This is a genomic window from Geodermatophilus sp. SYSU D00710, from assembly GCF_054050195.1.
Window position 1 is genome coordinate 1 of the sequence record NZ_JBJGYX010000028.1, and the last position, 17,215, is coordinate 17,215.

A 17,215-nucleotide genomic window follows, 5' to 3' on the forward strand; every position below is an offset into this window, starting at 1 on the left:
GTCCGGGCCGTCCCCTGACCCGGACGGCCCGGCCGCCGCTGTGCCGCTCCCGGCCGAGCGCGACGCCGGGACCGGGGATCCTTCCGACGAGCCGGGCGATCCCGAGTCGGTGGCCCGGGCCATCTGCCTGCGGGCGCTCACCGGCGCGGCCCGGACGCGGCAGCAGCTGGCCGACCTGCTGGCCCGCCGGGGGATCCCCGAGGACGCGGCGACCGCGGTCCTCGACCGGTTCGGCGAGGTCGGGCTCATCGACGACGCCGCCTTCGCCCGGGCCTGGGTGACCTCGCGGCAGGCCGGCCGCGGCCTGGCCCGGCGGGCGCTGCGCGCCGAGCTGCGGGCCAAGGGCGTCGACGGCGAGGAGGCCGAGCAGGCCCTCGCCGAGGTCGACGACGACGACGAGCGCGCCGCCGCCCGCCGGCTGGTGGAGCGCCGCCTGCCCGCGCTCCGCCGGGTCGACCGGGCCACCGCCACCCGCCGCCTGATCGGCATGCTGGCCCGCAAGGGCTACAGCGGCGGCCTGGCGGCGGCCGTGGTCCGCGACGTGATGGACGAGACCGGCTTCGGCGCCGAGGATCCCGGCCCCGACGGACCGACCTGGCACCCCGGGGACGACTGACCCGGCACGGGTCGTTCGCGCTCCCCGCGGACGACACCCGCACGGGGCGTCCCGGGGCCTAGCTTCCCCTCATGAGCGCGACCGAGATCGTCCCGGGGCTGCACCTGCTGGCGCTCGGGATGAGCAAGGCCTACCTCTGGCGCGGCGAGTCCGGCCTCACCGTCGTGGACACCGGCCCGGCCGGCAGCGCTCCGGTCATCGCCGACGCACTGGCCGACCTGGGCCTGCGACGCGAGGACGTGCGCCGGATAGTGCTCACCCACTTCCACGACGACCACATGGGCTCGGCCGACGCGATGCGTGCCTGGAGCGGTGCACCGGTGCTCGCCGGGGCGGCGGACGTGCCGGTCGTCCAGCGCGACCGGCCGGGCCCGGCGGCGGTGGTCACGCCCGCCGAGCAGGAGCTGTACGCGATCGCCTCGGCGGAGGTGCCGCCGGCGCCCGCCTGCCGGCCCGTCGATCCGGTCGCCGACGGCGACGTCCTCGACAGCGGTGTGGTCGTGGTCGGGGTCCCGGGGCACACGCCGGGCAGCATCGCGGTGCACCTGCCCGAGGCGGGCGTGCTGATCACCGGCGACACGGTCGTCGAGTTCCACGGCGAGCTCGTCCTGGGGCCGTTCAACGTCGACCGACCCCAGGCCTGGTCGTCCCTGCAGCGCCTGGCCGCGCTCGAGGCCGACGTCGTCTGCCCCGGCCACGGCCTGCCCGTCGTCGGTGGTGCTGCCGCAGCGCTGCGGGCGGCCACCGACCCCTTCGGCTGAGCGGACCGGTCAGCCGGCCGCGGGCACGGCCGCCACCGCCTCGGGAGGCAGCCCGGCAGCGCCGGCACGGCTCGCGCCGGGAGCAGCCGCGCTCAGCACCGGCATGGCCGCCGTCGGCAACTGCGTGACCGTCGCCGACGGCGCCGTCCACGCGGTCAGGTCGACCGCGCGCCCGTCCGGGGCCTCGTCGTCGGCGACCCAGCCGGCGGCCTGGTCGGCGGGGGCGGCCGCCAGCCACTGCTGGATCTGCGCCTCGAAGGTGCGGTCGGGCAGCACGGCGGGACGGCTCACCGGCCCGAGGAAGGTGACGTCGCGCTCGCCGCCGACCGTGAGGCGCAGGACCACCCGGCAGCGGGCCCGGCGGTGCCGCGCCGGCGGCACGACCTCCCGGACGACGGCGGAGCCCGCGCCGGCCGCGTCGGCGAACCGCGGCGCGGCCGCCCGGAGCCGGTTCACGAACTCCTGCGCGGCGTCGGCCTGCCCGCCGGGCAGGCGCACCATCGAGGGCAGCGGCGGCACGACGGGGCGGAGAGCGGTGTCCACGGGACTGTCATCGGCAGACCTGCGGACCGGCGGTACCTCCGGTCCGCGGTCCGGAACCGGGTCCTACCGGCCGCCCGCCTCGGTCACCAGCCCCCCGCCGCTGCCGTCCATCTGCACCTCGGCCAGTCCGACGTCGCCGGCGCCCGCGGTCTTGCGGTTGCTGCGGGTGCGCTTCTCGACGTACTTGGCCAGCTGCGAGAGCAGCACGTTGACGATGATGTAGATGAGCCCGGCGGCCACGTAGAGCTGGAACGTGTAGATGTTGCCGAACTGGAAGTTGAAGAACTCGACGAGGCTGCGCGCCTGCCGCAGCAGCTCGACGTAGCCGACGATGAAGCCCAGCGAGCTGTCCTTGAGCAGCACCACGAGCTGGGCCACCAGCACCGGCAGCATCCGGCGGACCGCCTGGGGGAGCAGGACCAGGGTCATGACCTGCGTCTTGCGCATGCCCAGCGCGAAGGCGGCCTCCCGCTGGCCACGGTCGACCGACAGGATGCCCGCCCGGAAGATCTCCGCGAGCACGGCCATGTTGTAGAGCGTCAGCCCGAGCGCCAGGGCGCGGAACGCGGTCATCGGGACGCCGATGGTGGGCAGGAACAGCAGGCAGAACAGGATCAGCACCAGCAGCGGGACGGCGCGGAAGAACTCGATGACCACCGCCACGGGCCCGCGCACCCACGCGTGGTCGGAGAGCCGGCCGACCGCGAGCAGCGCGCCCAGGACGGTGGCCGCGACCATGCCGACGGCGGCGACGGCGAGGGTGTTGAGCAGCGCCTCGCCCAGGGCCTGCGGCACGCCGGCGGCCGGGTCGAACAGGATCGCCCAGCGGTCGGGGTCCAGCTGGCCGTTGGCGCCCAGCCGCCACAGCGCCAGCGCGACCAGGCCGGCGATCAGCAGCGCGCCGACGACCGTGCCGATGCGCTGGCGGCGGCGGGCCCGCGGCCCCGGGAGGTCGAACAGGACGGTCGGCGCGCTCATCGGACGATCGCCACCCTCTTCTCGATGACCCGGATGACCCACGCGGAGGGCAGGGTGATCACCAGGTAGCCGGCGACGATGGCGGCGAACACCAGCAGCAGCTGGTCGGCGTTGGCGTTGGACAACCGCTGCAGCGCCGCGGTGAGGTCGGCGACGGCGAAACCGGCGGCGATGGAGGTGTTCTTCGCCAGCGCGATCCAGACGTTGCCCAGCGGCGGCACGACGGTGCGGAAGGCCTGCGGGAGCACGATGGTCCGCAGGCTCTGCCCGAAGTCCAGTCCCAGGGCGCGGGCGGCCTCGGCCTGGCCCGGCGGGACGGCGTTGATCCCCGAGCGCAGCGCCTCGCACACGAACGCGGCGGTGTAGGTCGACAGCGCGGCGACCGCGGCGATGAAGCGGCTCGGGAAGGACAGGTCGATCTGGACGATGCCGAAGACGAGGAAGAAGAAGACCACCGTCAGCGGGGTGTTGCGGAACACCTCGACGTAGAAGGTGGCCAGCCCCCGCAGCGGCGGGACCGGGCTGACCCGCATGCCGGCGAGCACGGTGCCGATCACCAGCGCGCACAGGCCGCTGACGACGGCCAGGGACAGCGTCGTCAGGAACGCGCTCCACAGCAGGTCGGCGTTGTCTCTCAGGAAGCCCATGGCGCCTCGCCGTCAGGTCGTCGGTCGTCGGGGACACGGCGGGACGCCGCCGGGCGGGAGGTCCCGCCCGGCGGCGTCCCGGTGCTCAGTAGCGGTCGACCGTCGGGGGCTCGGGGGCCTCCTCGCCGGTGATCGACCCGGCGGTGCGGTCCCAGGCCTCGGCCCAGCGGCCGTCCTCGAAGGCCTCCTCGAGCACGTCGTTGACGAAGGTGCGGAACTCCTCGTCGCCCTTGGGCAGGCCGATGCCGTAGGGCTCCTCGGTGAAGGGGTTGCCCACCAGCTCGAAGCCCTCGGGGTTGCCCGCCACCAGGCCGGTGAGGATGACGTTGTCCGTGGTCACGGCCTGCACCGCGCCGTTGGCCAGGTCGTCGGCGCACTTGGAGTAGACGTCGTAGGTGACCAGGTTCGCCTCCGGGAAGTTGTCCCGGATGTTCTGGGCGGGCGTGGAGCCCTCGACCGAGCACACCGTCTTGCCGGCGAGGTCCTCGGGGCCCTGGATCCCCTCGGGGTTGCCGGCGGCGACCATGATGTCCTGGCCGGCGATGTAGTACGGGCCGGCGAAGTCGACGACCTGCTTGCGGGTGTCGTTGATGGTGTAGGTGGCCACCACCATGTCCACCTGGCCGTTCTGGATGAACGGCTCGCGGTTGGCCGACACCGTCTCGGTCCACTCGATGTCCTCGGGCGCGATGCCGAGCTCACCGGCGACGATCTTCGCGATCTCCACGTCGAAGCCCTCGGGCTCGCCATCGGGGTTGAGCAGGCCGAAGCCCGGCTGGTCGTACTTGGTGCCGACGGTGATGCTGCCCGCCTCCGACAGCTCGGCCATCGTCGTGCCCGGCTCGAAGTCGACCTCCTCGGCGACGGTGGGCGCGCTGGCCTCCTCCTCGGCGGCCTGGTTGCCCGCCTCGCTGGAACAGGCCGCGAGGGTCAGGCCGAGTGCGGCGAACGCCGCCAGCTTCCGGGTGCTGCGCATGGGTTCCTCCCGTGGGTCAGTGCTCGAGGATCTTGGACAGGAAGTCACGGGCCCGGTCCGAACGCGGGCTGGTGAAGAAGGTGTGCGGGTCGGCGGCCTCGACGATCCGGCCGCCGTCCATGAAGACGACCCGGTTGGCCGCCCGGCGGGCGAAGCCCATCTCGTGGGTGACGACCACCATCGTCATGCCCTCGCGGGCGAGGGAGGTCATGACGTCGAGGACCTCGTTGATCATCTCCGGGTCGAGCGCCGAGGTCGGCTCGTCGAAGAGGATGACCTTGGGGTCCATCGCCAGCGCGCGGGCGATGGCCACCCGCTGCTGCTGGCCGCCCGACAGCTGCGCGGGGTACTTGTCCGCCTGGTGCCCGACGCCCACCCGGTCGAGCAGCTCACGCGCCCGCCGCTCGGCCTCGGACCGCGACTGCCGGCGCACCTTCACCGGCGCGAGCGTGACGTTCTCGAGGATCGTCTTGTGCGCGAAGAGGTTGAAGCTCTGGAAGACCATCCCGACGTCGCTGCGCAGCCGTGCCAGCGCCTTGCCCTCCTCGGGCAGCCGCTGGCCGTCGATGCGGATCTCGCCCTTCTGGATGCTCTCCAGCCGGTTGATGGCGCGGCACAGCGTGGACTTGCCCGAGCCGGACGGTCCGATGACGACGACGACCTCGCCGCGGTCGATCGAGAGGTCGATGTCCTGCAGCACGTGCAGGTCGCCGAACCACTTGTTGACGCCGGTCAGCTCCACGAGCGGTGCTCCGGTCTGCTGGCTGGTCACCGGGGCACCCTATTGCCGCCCGGACGCGGCAGCGTCCCGGGACCGTCACGAACCAGTAACGAGTGCCGTCACCGCCCGTGACCGCCGGGGCCGGGCGCGGCGCCGTACCCTCGCAGGCGACATGGGAACCGAGGTCGACAGCCCGCAGCGCACCTACCGGGTGCGCACCTACGGGTGCCAGATGAACGTGCACGACTCCGAGCGGCTGTCCGGGCTGCTCGAGGCCGCGGGCTACGCCGCCGCCCCCGACGGCGAGGACGCCGACGTCGTCGTGCTCAACACCTGCGCGGTGCGGGAGAACGCCGACAACCGCCTCTACGGCAACCTCGGCCACCTGCGCCCGGTGAAGGACGCCCACCCGGGGATGCAGATCGCCGTCGGCGGCTGCCTGGCGCAGAAGGACCGCGGCGAGATCGTGCGGCGGGCGCCGTGGGTCGACGTCGTCTTCGGCACGCACAACGTCGGGTCGCTGCCGGCGCTGCTCGAGCGCGCGCGGCACAACGCCGAGGCCCAGGTGGAGATCGCCGAGGCCCTCGAGGTGTTCCCGTCGACGCTGCCGGCGAAGCGGGACTCCGCCTACGCGGGCTGGGTGTCGATCAGCGTCGGGTGCAACAACACCTGCACGTTCTGCATCGTCCCGGCGCTGCGCGGCAAGGAGAAGGACCGCCGTCCCGGCGAGATCCTGGCCGAGGTCCAGGCGCTGGTCGACCAGGGCGTCCTCGAGGTGACGCTGCTCGGCCAGAACGTCAACGCCTACGGGGTGGAGTTCCGCGACCGGGGCGCGTTCGCCGACCTGCTGCGCGCGACCGGCCGGATCGAGGGCCTGGAGCGGGTCCGCTTCACCAGCCCGCACCCGCGCGAGTTCACCGACGACGTCATCGACGCGATGGCCGAGACCCCGGCGGTCTGCCACCAGCTGCACATGCCGCTGCAGAGCGGGTCCGACGAGGTGCTGCGCCGGATGCGCCGCGGCTACCGGCAGGAGCGCTACCTCGGGATCATCGACCGCGTCCGCGCGGCGATGCCCGACGCGGCGATCACCACCGACGTCATCGTGGGTTTCCCCGGCGAGACCGAGGCCGACTTCGAGCAGACCCTCGAGGTGGTCCGCCGGGCCCGGTTCGCCGGCGCCTTCACCTTCCAGTACTCCCAGCGCCCCGGGACGCCGGCCGCCACGATGGAGGGGCAGCTGCCCAAGGAGGTCGTGCAGGAGCGGTACCTGCGGCTGACCGCGCTGCAGGACGAGATCGGCTGGGCGGAGAACCGCGCGCAGGTCGGCCGCACCGTCGAGCTGCTGGTCGCGGCGGGGGAGGGCAGCAAGGACGCCCGCACCGGCCGGATGAGCGGCCGGGCCCGCGACGGCCGGCTGGTGCACTTCGCCGGCGGTACCGAGGCCGGCGTCCGCCCGGGCGACGTCGTCGAGACCGTCGTCACCGCCGCCGCGCCGCACCACCTGGTCGCCGACGGCCCGCTGCTGTCGCACCGGCGCACCCGCGCCGGGGACGCCCACGAGGCCGGCACCCGGCCGACGACTCCCGGCGTGCTGCTGGGCATGCCGCGCGTCGGCGCCCCGGCCTGAGGTCGCCACACGCCTCGCGTCAGGCGTGCTCGAGCAGCAGCTCGGCGAGCTCGCGCGGCCGGTTCTGCGCGACGAGGTGGGTCGTGGCGATCTCCCGGTAGTCCCAGGAGCCCGAGGCCCGGGCGCGGGCGGCGGCGGCGTCGAACGCCGCGTTCGTCACCGCGGCCGGCTCGACCGCGGTCGCCCGGACGTACGTGCGCCGGAACGGCCAGTCCTCCAGCGCGCGGGACATCCGCACCGGCTCGGTGAAGCAGGCCAGCGGCTGCGGCGTCCGCCGAGGAGTCGAGAACGCCTCCTCCGCCGGGTCGTCGTAGGCCCGCGCCGGGCCCTCGACCAGCCACGGGGTCCCCGGCCCCGCACCGGGGGCGGGGACGCCGAGCAGCCCGTACACGGTGTCGCCGTCCGACGGGACGAACGCGTCCAGGTACACCAGTGACCGCACCCGGTCGCCCACCGTCTCCAGCGCCCCGGCCACCACCATGCCGCCGTAGGAGAAGCCGAGCAGCACCACCTCGTCGAGGTCCTCGTAGAGGACCTGGTTCACCACGTCGGTGACGTGCGTGGTGAGGTCCACCTGCGCGCTGGCCAGGTGGACCCGCTCACCGACGCCGGTCAGGGCCGGGGTGAACACCTCGTGCCCCGCCGCGGCGAGCAGGCGGCGCACGTGCCGGAACCCGTGGGCGCCGCCCCACGCCCCGTGCACGAGGACGAAGACCGCCACCGCCGCTCCCGGCCGGTGCGCGTCAGCGGCGGGAAGCGGACCGCTCCGCCTCGGCCAGCCACTCGCGCCGGGTGGCCAGGTTCGCGCGGGCCTCCTCGATCCGGCGGGCGTCGCCGGCGGCCTCGGCCTTGGTCAGCTGCTCCTCGGCCTTGGTGACCGCCGCCCGCATCGAGGTGACCATCGGGTTCTCCGGGGCGGTGCGCACCCGGCCGGCGTCGGCGGCACCGCGGATCCGGTGCTCGACGGCCTGCATGCGGTCCTCCAGTGAGCGCATGGCCCCGCGCGGCACGTGGCCGATCGCGTCGTAGCGCTCCTGGATGCGCCGCAGCGCCGCCTGGGCGCCGCGCAGGTCGGTCGCGGGGTCGAGCTTCTCGGCCTCGGCGAGCAGCTCCTCCTTGGCCTGCTGGTTGGCCAGCTGCTCGGAGGACCGGGCCTTGTCGGACTCGGCGCGTGCGGTGAAGAAGACGTCCTGGGCGGCGCGGAACTGCTTCCACAGGTCGTCGTCCCCGTCGCGGCCGGTGCGCGGCACGGCCTTCCAGCGGTCCATCAGCGAGCGCATGGCCGCGCTGGTCGGACCCCACTCGGTGGACGTCGACAGCCGCTGGGCCTCGGCGATGAGCTCCTGCTTGGCCGCGCGGGCCTCGCCGCGCTGCACGTCGAGCGCCGCGAAGTGGGCCCCGCGCCGCCGGCCGAACGCGTCGCGGGCCGCGGCGAACCGCGACCACAGCGCCTCGTCGGTCTTGCGGTCGATGCCGCGGATGGTCTTCCACTCCTCGACGATCGCCTTGAGCCGGTCGCCGGCTGCCTTCCACGACGTCGACTCCGCGGCGATCTGCTCGGCCTCGGCGGCCAGGGCCTCCTTGCGGGCGACCTGCGCGGCGCGGGCGGCGGCCTTCTCGGCGCGGGACTCGGCGGCCGCGGTGTCGGCGGCACCGATCATGGCGCGGGCCCGGGCGGCCAGGCCGTCGAGGTCGCCGACGGCGGTGGCGGTCGGGATGGAGTCGGCCAGGGCCTGCACCTTGGCCTTGATCTCCGCCGGGTTGCCGGTGTGCGCCCGCAGCCGCGCCTCGAGCAGCGACACCTCGGTGGCGAGGTCGTCGAAGCGGCGGGCGAAGTGCGCCAGGCCCGCGGCGGGGTCACCGGCCTGCCACGAGCCGACCGCGCGCTCGCCGTCGGCGGTGCGCACGTACACGGTGCCGTCCTCGTCGACCCGGCCCCAGCGCGAGGGGTCGGAGGTGGCGGTCACGGTCGGCTCGGGCGCGGTGGGGACGGGAGCGGCCCGCTCGGGGACGGCCGGGATCTCCGGCGTCGCCGCCGGCTCGGTCTCCGGCGTCGCGGCCGCCGCCTCGGTCGCCGGACCCTCGGCCGCCGCCTCGGTCGCGGGGCCGGCGGCCGTCGGGTCGGCCAGCGCGGCCGCCTCGGGGGTGGGCGCGGCGGGCGTCCCGGCCTCGGGGGTGACCGCGTCCGGGCCGGCCGTCTCGGGGGAGGGGACCTGCTGCGACCCGGTTCCGGGGTTCTCCGTGCTCGACACGCACCGCAGTGTCCCACGCCGCATCGGCGACACTGCTGCGGTGAGCAGCCCGCCCGCCGGACCGGTCTCGGTCGCCTTCTGCCCGTGCCCCCCGCTGCTGCTCCCGCAGGTGGCCGGTCGGGCCGCCGCCGACACCGCGGGCCTGCGCGCTGCTTGCGCGGACGCGGTCGACGGGGTCCTCGCCGCCCGCCCCGAGGTGGTCGTCCTCGTCGCGCCGGACGTCGACGGCCGCTACGGCCCCGGCGACGGCGGGGACCTGCGGGGCTACGGCGTCGACCTCGAGGTGCCGCTGTCCGGGCGGGTGCGCCCGGGCGGCCGGCGGACCCCGCTGGGCCTGACCGTGGGCGCCTGGCTGCTCGACGCCGCCGGGCACACCGGCGCCCGGGTCGGCGTCGGCCCGCGCGACCTCGCCGAGGTGGTGGCCGGGCTCGCCGGCCCGGTGGGCGTGCTGGCGATGGGTGACGGCTCGGCCCGCCGCAGCGTCAAGGCGCCCGGGCACCTCGACGACGCCGCCGCCCCGTTCGACGCCGCCGTCGCCGCGGCCCTGGCCGCCGGGGACGCCGCCGCGCTCGCCGCGCTGGACGCCGCCGAGGGCGAGCGGCTGCTGGCCGCCGGCGTCCCGGTCTGGCGGGCGGTGGGCGCGCTGCTGGCCGGCGGCGTCGTGGACGCGCGGCTGCTCGCCGACGAGGCGCCCTTCGGCGTCGGCTACCTGGTGGCCTCGTGGCAGGGCCGGTGACCCTCCCGCCCGTCCTCGCCGTGGTCGGGCCCACCGCCACCGGCAAGACCGCGCTGGCCGTCGAGCTCGCCCTGGCGCTGGGCGGCGAGGTGGTCAACGCCGACTCGATGCAGCTCTACCGCGGCATGGACATCGGCACGGCCAAGCCCGACGCGGCCGAACGGCGCGGCGTGCCCCACCACCTGCTCGACGTCTGGCCGGTGCGCCGGACCGCGTCGGTGGCCGAGTACGCCCGGATGGCCCGCGCCGAGATCGACCGGCTGCGCGCGGCCGGTGTGCTGCCGTTGCTGGTGGGCGGGTCGGGCCTGTACGTGCGGGCCGTCCTCGACGACCTCGACATCCCCGGCACCGACCCGGCGGTGCGCGCGCGGCTGCAGGCCGAGCTCGACGACGTCGGGCCGGCCGCGCTGCACGCCCGCCTGGCCGCGCTCGACCCCGCCGCGGCGGCCGCGGTCCTCCCGTCCAACGGCCGGCGGATCGTGCGCGCGCTGGAGGTCGTCGAGCTCACCGGCGGGCCGTTCCGGGCCACGCTGCCCGAGCCGCGGCCGCACTACCCGGCGGTCGTGGTCAGCCTCGACCGGGAGCCCGCCGAGCTGGACCGGCGCGTGGCCGACCGCGTGGACCGCATGTGGGCCGCCGGCTTCGTCGCCGAGGTCGAGGCGCTGGTGGAGCAGGGGCTGCGCGAGGGCCCCACCGCCTCCCGCGCGCTGGGCTACGCGCAGGTGCTGGCCCAGTTCGACGGCACGCTCACCCCCGACGAGGCGCGGGAGCGCACGGTGGGCGCCACCCGCCGCTTCGTGCGGCGGCAGCGGTCCTGGTTTCGCCGCGACGCGACGACGACGTGGTTCGACGCCGGCCGACCCGACCTCGCCGACGCCGTCGGCGCGCTGCTCGCCGGCCGTACGATCGGCCGGTGAGCGACCGGTTCCTCCTCGGGCACGGCACCGAGAACGACTTCGTCGTGCTGCCCGACCCCGACGGGGACCGCTGGCCCGAGGACCGTCTCGACGCCGCGCTGGTCCGCCGGCTGTGCGCGCGCCGCTCGGGCCTCGGCGGCGACGGCGTGCTGCGGGTGGTCCGCAGCGTGCACGTGCCCGACGCCCCCGCCGTCCTCGGCGAGCAGCTCGGCGCGTGTGAGTGGTTCATGGACCACCGCAACGCCGACGGCTCGCACGCGGAGATGTGCGGCAACGGCATCCGGCTGTTCCTGCACGCCCTGGTGACCGAGGGCCTGCTCGACCGCGCGGCCTGCGCCGACGGGGTCCTCGTGGGCACCCGCGGCGGGCCGCGACGGGTCGGCGCGGGTCCCGACGGCACCTACTGGGTGGACATGGGCCCGGCGCGCCCGTTCGGCCGCGGCGAGGCGACCGTGGCCGGCCAGGTGTTCGCCGGCCAGGCGGTGTCGATGGGCAATCCGCACCTGGTCTGCCTGACCGACGCCGACCTCGACGCGCTCGACCTCACCGCGCAGCCCGGGTTCGACCCCGCGCTGTTCCCCGACGGCGTCAACGTCGAGTTCGTGCGGGTCCTCGCCGCCGACGTCGAGGGCGCCGACGCGCACGTGCGGCTGCGGGTGCACGAGCGCGGGGTGGGGGAGACCCGCTCGTGCGGGACGGGCGCCTGCGCCACCGCCTACGCCGCGCTGGCCGCCGGGTCCGACGGGCCGCAGCGCGGCACGGTCGTCGTCGACGTCCCCGGCGGCCGGCTGACCGTCGACGTCACCCCCGAGACGACCGTGCTGCGCGGCCCCGCCGTCGTGGTGGCCACCGGCGACCTGACCCGGGAGTGGCTCGGCTCCTAGGGGTTGTCCGGGGTGTCGGCGCGGGTCTCGGGCTCGTCGGTGGGCGCCTCGGGCTTGTCACCGGGCCCGACGTTGCCGGTGCCGCGCGGCGTGCCGGCCCCGGTGTCCTGGTCGGCGCCGCCGAAGAGGTTGCGCGGGACCTCGAGGCCGGCCGGGTCGCGGCCCGGGTCCTCGACGCCGGCGTCACTGCTGGTGCTCACGGGGTGCCCCTCTCGTCGGTGCTGCGGACGGTCCCGACCTACCCGGCTCCCGGCGGGATGCACCTGACCCGTTCCGGTGTTGCACCCGGTGTATGACGACTGCACAGACGACAACCCAGGTGACCACTGACGACGCGCGTGTCACGCTGGACGCGATGACGACCGCCTCCCGCAGCACTCCGATCGACGACCAGCAGGCCGTCGACCCCCGTCCCGCGCCGGCCGGCCAGTGGGACGACGACACCGACGACACCACCGGCTCGTACGACCTCGAGGCCCGCGGCGCGCTGCGCCGGGTGGCGGGCCTGTCCACCGAGCTCGCCGACATCAGCGAGGTCGAGTACCGGCAGCTGCGCCTCGAGCGCGTCGTGCTGGTCGGCGTGTGGACCGAGGGCACCCAGGCCGACGCCGACCGGTCGCTGGCCGAGCTGGCCGCGCTCGCCGAGACGGCGGGCTCGGAGGTGCTCGAGGCGGTGAGCCAGCGGCGGGACAAGCCCGACGCCGGCACCTACGTGGGCTCGGGAAAGGCCGGCGAGATCCGCGACATCGTGGCCGCGACCGGCGCCGACACCGTGATCTGCGACGGCGAGCTGACCCCCGGCCAGCTCAACGCGCTGGAGCGGATCCTCAAGGTCAAGGTGGTCGACCGGACCGCGCTGATCCTCGACATCTTCGCCCAGCACGCCACCAGCCGGGAGGGCAAGGCCCAGGTCGAGCTGGCGCAGATGCAGTACATGCTGCCGCGCCTGCGCGGCTGGGGTGAGTCGCTGTCCCGGCAGGCCGGTGGCCGCGTCGCCGGTGGTGGCGGCATCGGTACCCGCGGTCCCGGTGAGACGAAGATCGAGACCGACCGGCGGCGGATCCGGTCGCGGGTCAGCAGGCTTCGCCGCGAGATCGCCGGCATGGCCACCGCGCGGGCGACCCAGCGCTCGGCGCGCGGCCGCAACGCCGTGCCGAGCGTGGCGATCGCCGGCTACACCAACGCCGGCAAGTCCAGCCTGCTCAACCGGCTCACCGGTGCCGGCGTGCTGGTGGAGAACGCGCTGTTCGCCACCCTCGACCCGACGGTGCGCCGCGCGCAGTCGCCCGACGGCCGCGAGTACACCCTCACCGACACCGTCGGGTTCGTGCGGCACCTGCCGCACCAGCTCGTCGACGCCTTCCGCTCGACGCTGGAGGAGGTGGCCGGCGCCGACCTGCTGCTGCACGTCGTCGACGGCTCCGACCCCGACCCGCTCGGCCAGATCGACGCGGTGCACGTGGTGCTGCGCGAGATCGACGCCGCGGCGGTGCCCGAGCTGATCGTCGTCAACAAGGTCGACGCCATGACCGAGGACGACGTGCTGACCCTGCGCCGGGCGCTCCCCGGCGCGGTGTGGGTCTCGGCGCGGACCGGCGAGGGCATCGAGCGGCTCCGCGAGGTCGTCGCCGCCCGGCTGCCGCACCCGGACGTCGAGGTCGAGGTGCTCGTGCCCTACGACCGCGGCGACCTGGTGGCCCGCGTCCACCGCGACGGCGAGGTCTTGAGCGAGCAGCACGAGGCGGATGGCACCCGGCTGAGCGCGCGGGTCGACGGCGGCCTGGCCGCGGCGCTGGAGCGGTTCGCCGTCCCGGTCGGCTGACCGGCCGCGGCGCTCGCCCGCCCGGGTGACCGGCTGCCCGCCGGCCACCCGGGCGGCTCGCCGTCCCCCGCGGCGAGGTCACGGCCGGGTCACGGCCCGGTACCGTGGCCGCGTGACCAGCGGCGTGGTGCGTCGGGGGAGGGGAGCGCCGGCCGACGGCGACCCGTCGGCCCCCGTCCCCGCCGTCGTGACCCCCGGACGGCCGCCGTGGTGGCTGATGATCCTGTCGCTCGTGGTGACCGTGGGCGTCACCGTCGACCTGCTCAGCCGGGGTGTCCTCGAGCGGCTCGACCTCGAGGTCTCCGAGATCGTCAGCCAGTGGGGGCTGCGCGACTCCCCGGTCTACTGGCCGGTCTGGGCGGTGACCCAGATCGGCGGACGGGGCACGATCCTCGTCGTCCTGGCCGGCCTGGTCGGCTGGCTGTGCATCCGCCGGCGGACGCTGCTGCCCCTGGTGCGGGTGCTCGTCGCCCTCGCCCTGCTGACCGTCGTGGTCTACGCGTTCAAGTTCGGCACCGGTCGCACGGCGCCCGCCTATCCCGGCTCGTTCTTCCACCGCGACGGCGCCAGCTACCCCTCGGGGCACGTGGCCAACGCCGTGCTCATGTGGGGCGTGGCCCGCTGGCAGGCCGTCGAGTACCGGCTCGCGCCGCCGGTGCAGCGGACGCTGTGGTGGCTCAGCGTCGTCGGGCCGGTGGCCACCGGGATCGCCATGGTCTCGCTGGACTTCCACTGGGTCACCGACGCGGTCGTCGGGGCCGCGGTCGGGATCCTGCTGCTGGGCGTGGTGCACGCACTCGACGCAGTCGTGCTGTCACGCTGGGCGAGTGCCCGCGTCGGCCGTCCTCCCGCGTAGCGCGCGGGCGTCCGCCCCGCGCGCACCGGCCGCCGTCCTCGGGCTCGCGCTGGGGCTCGCCCCGGTCCTGCTGCCGGCGGCCTCCGCGGCCGCCGAGGAGGCCGCGCCCGCACCGCGCTGCCAGGTGACCGACCCACGGCTCGCTGAGCTCTCCGGGCTCGTCGACGTCGGCGACCGGATGCTGGCCGTCGCCGACGGCGGTGAGCGGGTGACCGTCGCGGTGCTCGACCAGACCTGCCGGGTCGTCGACGAGACCGTCGCGCCGCTGGACCCCTACGACCCCGAGGACCTCGGCGTCGGACCCGACGGCACCGTGTGGCTGGCCGACACCGGGGACAACAACGCCACCCGGGGGACCGTCGCCCTCATCGCGCTGCGGCCCGACGGCGCCACGGCGCTGTACCGGCTCACCTATCCCGACGGCCCGCACGACGCCGAGGCACTGCTGGTCGCGCCCGACGGCACGCCGTACCTGGTCACCAAGGAGGTGCTCGGGGCGAGTCACGTCTACCGGCCGGCGGCGCCGCTGGTCGACGGCGGCACGGTCGCGCTGGCCGACGTGGGCACCGTGGCCTTCACGCTCACCGGGACGCCGGGCGGCCCGGTGGGGCGTGCCGGCCAGTTGCTGGTGACCGGGGGCGCCGTCGCCCGCGACGGCAGCCGGATCGCGCTGCGGACCTACACCGACGCCTACGTCTGGCCGCTCGCCGGGTCCGACGTCCCGGCCGCGCTGGCGGGCGAGCCGGCGCGCATCGCGCTGCCCGAGGCACCGCAGGGGGAGGCGGTGTCGTTCACCGCCGACGGCGCCGCGCTGCTCGTCGCCGGGGAGGGACCGCCCGGCGACGTCACGGTCGTGCCGATCCCGGCCGGGGCCGCCGCGTCGTCGTCACCGGCGGGGACCTCGACGGCGACCTCGACGGCGACCGCGCCCGCCGACGGCGGCACGGACGTCCCCCCGATCACCGCCGCGCTGGTGGCGGCCGCCGTCGCCACGGTGGCGGTGTGGATCGGCGGCCGCCTGCGCCGGCGGCGGGCGGCCGCGCCACCCACCGGCTGAGCCCGCGGCCACGCGGGCCCGGCTCCCGCCGACCGGCGCGGCGGGAGCCGGGCCCGCCTGGGGTCGGGCGGTGGGGTCAGACGCGGCGCAGGACGGACACCACGCGGCCGAGGACGGTGGCCTCGTCACCCGGGATGGGCTCGTAGGCCGGGTTGTGCGGCAGCAGCCACACGTGCCCGTCGCGCCGCTTGTAGGTCTTGACCGTGGCCTCGCCGTCGAGCATGGCGGCGACGATCTCGCCGTTCTCGGCGGTGGGCTGCTGGCGCACGACCACCCAGTCGCCGTCGCAGATCGCCGCGTCGACCATCGAGTCACCGGCGACGCGGAGCATGAAGAGGGTGCCCTCGCCGACCAGCTCGCGCGGCAGCGGGAAGACGTCCTCGACGGCCTGCTCGGCCAGCACCGGGCCGCCGGCGGCGATCCGGCCGACCAGCGGCACGTAGGTGGGCGCGGTGCCGCCGTCGGCGGCGGCCGGCGCGGCCGGTGCGCCCTCGGTGGCCGTGTCCCCGGGCAGCCGCACGTCGAGCGCGCGCGGGCGGTTGGGGTCGCGCCGCAGCCAGCCCTTCTTCTGCAGCACCGAGAGCTGGTGGGCCACCGACGACGCCGAGGACAGGCCCACCGCCTCGCCGATCTCCCGGACCGAGGGCGGGTAACCGCGGCGGTCGATCGAGTCGCGGATGACCTCGAGGACCCGGCGCTGCCGCTGGGTCAGCCCGTCGCCGGCGTCGCCCCGGTCGGGGAACGACCGCACCGCGGCGGTCTGCCCCCCGGCGCCGTCGGCAGCGGTGTCCGTCCCCCGCCGGCCTCCTCGCCGGGTGGCCGTACCCCCGCGCGTGCCCTGGCCGGTGCCGCTCGTGCCCGCCACGTCTCCTCCTCGCCGGCCGTGTCGCCACGGCCCTCGTGTCCCGCCCGCCGCCCGGAGGACCCGGCCCCCGGACGCCGGGAGGTGCCGGCGTCCGGGGGAACGGGCGGACGGCTGCTGATCGGACCGTAGCGCCTCGGGCCCGGTACTTCAAACGTGTGTTCGAAACCCGTCGGAGGTGTCGGGTCGACCCCGTCGGCCCCATGCGGTAGACATCGCACAGACGTTCGATCGAACGCGTGTTCGACGGCGGTGGGGCGACGAGGAGGAGTGGTCATGGGCAGCGTGCACCAGGCGGTTCTGGAGTTCGACGCGGCGGTCCGGGTCCCCTGGCGGCCGCTGCTGGCGGAGGGGGCCGTGCGCGGGACCGCGGCCCCGCGCCGGCAGGCACCTCCCCCGGCCCCGCGTCGCCCGGCCCAGGGCGCTCCGGCGTCGCCGCGGGCGGCCCTGCCGGGCTCGGGTCCGCGGATCACCGGGCACCTGCGGCCGGTGCCCGACCGCCCGGCCGCGGCGCCCGTCCGTGCCACCGGTCCCGCCGCGGGGCCGGCCGCCGAGGCGCCCCGCACCCGCCGGGCACCGGCGCGGCCGGGGGGCCGGCCGGTGCGCTGCGAGCCGGCCCGGGCCGGCCGCGGTCCGGCGGCGCCGGCCCCCGGCCCCGTGCGGCTGACCCACCGCGGGCGCCGCCTGGTGGCCGTGCTGGTCCTCGCCGCGGGCGTCGGCGGCGCGGTCCTGGGGCGGGAGGTGCTCGCCCCCGAGCAGGGCCTGCGGCTCGCCGGGGAGAGCAGCGTCGTCGTGCAGCCGGGTGACACCGTGTGGTCGATCGCCGGCGAGGTCGCCGGCCCGGAGCAGGACGTGCGCGTCGTCGTCGACGCGATCGAGGAGCTCAACGACCTCGAGGACTCGGCGGTGGTCGCCGGTCAGGTGCTGCGCCTGCCGTGACCGGGACGGGGGCACTCC

Annotated in this window: 19 protein-coding genes; 10 read left to right on the forward strand and 9 right to left on the reverse strand. The window is 76.0% G+C overall.

The window, feature by feature from the left end; all coding sequences use genetic code 11:
* On the forward strand, positions 1 to 616 hold a 616-nt coding region (locus ACI78U_RS14060), incomplete at its 5' end, for a regulatory protein RecX (RefSeq protein ID WP_456875944.1).
* A gap of 71 nt (positions 617 to 687) precedes the next feature.
* Positions 688 to 1,377 (forward strand): MBL fold metallo-hydrolase, encoded by a 690-nt coding sequence (locus ACI78U_RS14065; protein WP_456875945.1) that lies wholly within the window; start codon positions 688 to 690, stop codon positions 1,375 to 1,377.
* A 9-nt stretch (positions 1,378 to 1,386) separates the two neighbouring features.
* Here ACI78U_RS14065 and ACI78U_RS14070 read toward each other — a convergent pair whose 3' ends face one another.
* The 5 genes from ACI78U_RS14070 to ACI78U_RS14090 form a co-directional block, all read right to left on the reverse strand.
* A complete protein-coding gene (locus tag ACI78U_RS14070; RefSeq protein ID WP_456875946.1) occupies positions 1,387 to 1,920 on the reverse strand; it encodes a hypothetical protein in 534 nt (177 codons plus the stop codon).
* Between the two features lie 63 nt (positions 1,921 to 1,983).
* Positions 1,984 to 2,898: an amino acid ABC transporter permease gene (locus ACI78U_RS14075; protein ID WP_456875947.1), complete on the reverse strand. Its 915-nt coding sequence runs from the start codon at positions 2,896 to 2,898 to the stop codon at positions 1,984 to 1,986.
* Positions 2,895 to 3,545: an amino acid ABC transporter permease gene (locus ACI78U_RS14080; RefSeq protein ID WP_456875948.1), complete on the reverse strand. Its 651-nt coding sequence runs from the start codon at positions 3,543 to 3,545 to the stop codon at positions 2,895 to 2,897. The genes ACI78U_RS14075 and ACI78U_RS14080 overlap by 4 nt, the downstream gene beginning before the upstream one ends.
* Positions 3,546 to 3,630: 85 nt before the next feature.
* Complete coding sequence (locus tag ACI78U_RS14085) at positions 3,631 to 4,521, reverse strand: glutamate ABC transporter substrate-binding protein (RefSeq protein WP_456875949.1); 891 nt, start codon at positions 4,519 to 4,521, stop codon at positions 3,631 to 3,633.
* A gap of 16 nt (positions 4,522 to 4,537) precedes the next feature.
* Entirely contained in the window at positions 4,538 to 5,293 is a 756-nt protein-coding gene (locus ACI78U_RS14090) for an amino acid ABC transporter ATP-binding protein (protein ID WP_456875950.1), read from the reverse strand.
* A gap of 121 nt (positions 5,294 to 5,414) precedes the next feature.
* Here ACI78U_RS14090 and miaB point away from each other — a divergent pair, with 121 nt between their 5' ends.
* Positions 5,415 to 6,872 carry a tRNA (N6-isopentenyl adenosine(37)-C2)-methylthiotransferase MiaB gene (gene miaB, locus ACI78U_RS14095; RefSeq protein WP_456875951.1) on the forward strand — a complete coding sequence of 486 codons (1,458 nt, stop codon included), beginning with the start codon at positions 5,415 to 5,417 and terminating at the stop codon, positions 6,870 to 6,872.
* Between the two features lie 19 nt (positions 6,873 to 6,891).
* Here the strand turns inward: miaB and ACI78U_RS14100 are convergent, their stop codons facing one another.
* Positions 6,892 to 7,593 carry an alpha/beta fold hydrolase gene (locus ACI78U_RS14100; RefSeq protein ID WP_456875952.1) on the reverse strand — a complete coding sequence of 234 codons (702 nt, stop codon included), beginning with the start codon at positions 7,591 to 7,593 and terminating at the stop codon, positions 6,892 to 6,894.
* Between the two features lie 22 nt (positions 7,594 to 7,615).
* Entirely contained in the window at positions 7,616 to 9,124 is a 1,509-nt protein-coding gene (locus ACI78U_RS14105; protein ID WP_456875953.1) for a DUF349 domain-containing protein, read from the reverse strand.
* Positions 9,125 to 9,164: 40 nt separating this feature from the next.
* On the opposite strand from ACI78U_RS14105, the gene ACI78U_RS14110 reads away from it, so the two are divergent.
* Genes ACI78U_RS14110 through dapF form a run of 3 tightly spaced genes read left to right on the forward strand, consistent with a single transcriptional unit; the run spans position 9,165 to position 11,661 of the window.
* A complete protein-coding gene (locus ACI78U_RS14110; RefSeq protein WP_456875954.1) occupies positions 9,165 to 9,860 on the forward strand; it encodes a hypothetical protein in 696 nt (231 codons plus the stop codon).
* Positions 9,857 to 10,777, forward strand: coding sequence for a tRNA (adenosine(37)-N6)-dimethylallyltransferase MiaA (gene miaA, locus ACI78U_RS14115; protein ID WP_456875955.1), 921 nt, complete (start codon positions 9,857 to 9,859; stop codon positions 10,775 to 10,777). Before ACI78U_RS14110 ends, miaA begins: the two co-directional genes overlap by 4 nt.
* Complete coding sequence (gene dapF / locus ACI78U_RS14120) at positions 10,774 to 11,661, forward strand: diaminopimelate epimerase (RefSeq protein WP_456875956.1); 888 nt, start codon at positions 10,774 to 10,776, stop codon at positions 11,659 to 11,661. The genes miaA and dapF overlap by 4 nt, the downstream gene beginning before the upstream one ends.
* On the opposite strand, the gene ACI78U_RS14125 is transcribed toward dapF, so the two are convergent.
* Entirely contained in the window at positions 11,658 to 11,861 is a 204-nt protein-coding gene (locus ACI78U_RS14125; RefSeq protein WP_456875957.1) for a hypothetical protein, read from the reverse strand. The two genes, dapF and ACI78U_RS14125, sit on opposite strands and share 4 nt — an antisense overlap.
* Before the next feature lie 155 nt (positions 11,862 to 12,016).
* Here ACI78U_RS14125 and hflX point away from each other — a divergent pair, with 155 nt between their 5' ends.
* The 3 genes from hflX (at position 12,017) to ACI78U_RS14140 (ending at position 15,396) form a co-directional block, all read left to right on the forward strand.
* Positions 12,017 to 13,483, forward strand: a complete 1,467-nt coding sequence (hflX, locus tag ACI78U_RS14130; RefSeq protein WP_456875958.1) for a GTPase HflX — start codon at positions 12,017 to 12,019, stop codon at positions 13,481 to 13,483.
* A 112-nt stretch (positions 13,484 to 13,595) separates the two neighbouring features.
* Positions 13,596 to 14,339, forward strand: coding sequence for a phosphatase PAP2 family protein (locus ACI78U_RS14135; RefSeq protein ID WP_456875959.1), 744 nt, complete (start codon positions 13,596 to 13,598; stop codon positions 14,337 to 14,339).
* A complete protein-coding gene (locus tag ACI78U_RS14140; RefSeq protein ID WP_456875960.1) occupies positions 14,311 to 15,396 on the forward strand; it encodes a hypothetical protein in 1,086 nt (361 codons plus the stop codon). Before ACI78U_RS14135 ends, ACI78U_RS14140 begins: the two co-directional genes overlap by 29 nt.
* Before the next feature lie 76 nt (positions 15,397 to 15,472).
* Here ACI78U_RS14140 and lexA read toward each other — a convergent pair whose 3' ends face one another.
* The gene (gene lexA, locus ACI78U_RS14145; RefSeq protein ID WP_456875961.1) at positions 15,473 to 16,261 is read right to left on the reverse strand and encodes a transcriptional repressor LexA; all 789 of its coding nucleotides are present in this window, start codon (positions 16,259 to 16,261) and stop codon (positions 15,473 to 15,475) included.
* Positions 16,262 to 16,534: 273 nt separating this feature from the next.
* On the opposite strand from lexA, the gene ACI78U_RS14150 reads away from it, so the two are divergent.
* The gene (locus ACI78U_RS14150) at positions 16,535 to 17,197 is read left to right on the forward strand and encodes a LysM peptidoglycan-binding domain-containing protein (protein ID WP_456875962.1); all 663 of its coding nucleotides are present in this window, start codon (positions 16,535 to 16,537) and stop codon (positions 17,195 to 17,197) included.
* Positions 17,198 to 17,215 lie beyond the last annotated feature (18 nt).

What these genes read in the sequence shown, in the direction of transcription:
- ACI78U_RS14065 (WP_456875945.1), top strand. Translation starts at nt 688, where the DNA reads ATGAGCGCGACCGAGATCGTCCCGGGGCTGCACCTGCTGGCGCTCGGG.
- ACI78U_RS14075 (WP_456875947.1), bottom strand. Translation starts at nt 2,898, where the DNA reads ATGAGCGCGCCGACCGTCCTGTTCGACCTCCCGGGGCCGCGGGCCCGC.
- ACI78U_RS14080 (WP_456875948.1), bottom strand. Translation starts at nt 3,545, where the DNA reads ATGGGCTTCCTGAGAGACAACGCCGACCTGCTGTGGAGCGCGTTCCTG.
- ACI78U_RS14085 (WP_456875949.1), bottom strand. Translation starts at nt 4,521, where the DNA reads ATGCGCAGCACCCGGAAGCTGGCGGCGTTCGCCGCACTCGGCCTGACC.
- miaB (WP_456875951.1), top strand. Translation starts at nt 5,415, where the DNA reads ATGGGAACCGAGGTCGACAGCCCGCAGCGCACCTACCGGGTGCGCACC.
- hflX (WP_456875958.1), top strand. Translation starts at nt 12,017, where the DNA reads ATGACGACCGCCTCCCGCAGCACTCCGATCGACGACCAGCAGGCCGTC.
- ACI78U_RS14150 (WP_456875962.1), top strand. Translation starts at nt 16,535, where the DNA reads ATGGGCAGCGTGCACCAGGCGGTTCTGGAGTTCGACGCGGCGGTCCGG.